Source organism: Streptomyces katrae (assembly GCF_000966975.1).
GTDB lineage: Bacteria > Actinomycetota > Actinomycetes > Streptomycetales > Streptomycetaceae > Streptomyces > Streptomyces katrae.
The window spans coordinates 1-379 of record NZ_JZWV01001578.1 but is presented as its reverse complement, the minus strand read 5'-3'; the positions used below and the strand labels follow the sequence as shown (position 1 = coordinate 379).

At 79.9% G+C, this 379-nt stretch carries 1 pseudogene; it reads right to left on the bottom strand.

Annotated features, from left to right (window positions below):
- A pseudogene (locus VR44_RS39335) lies at positions 1–379 on the bottom strand (hypothetical protein); the annotation flags it as partial.

The following is a 379-nucleotide window of genomic DNA, read 5'->3' as shown; positions in this document are numbered from 1 at the left end:
GGGGTGGCGGCGTCCGAGGTGTCCGCCGCCGGGCTGGTGCCGGCCGGAGTGGCGGCCTGCGCGTTCACGGCCGGGGCGGCAGCGGTCGCGTCGGCAGCTTCCCCGGGGGCCGGACGCGGGGTCGGGAGGGCGTTCGTGAGGTGGGTGAGGAGGGCTGCCTGGTGGCGGATCATCCGGAGGAGTTCGTACGGGGTCTCGTCCGCCGGGGGCTCCGCGGGCGGGACGGGCGCGGGCACGGGCACGGGCGCGGTGCGCCGGGGCGGGGCGGGGCGCTTGCCCGGAACCCAGTAGGACTGGGTGTCCAGCTCCGCCGGGGGCAGGTCCAGCAGCCGGCGCTCCTCGGCGGGGAGCAGGCCCCGCGGGTCGACCGGGACGCCCA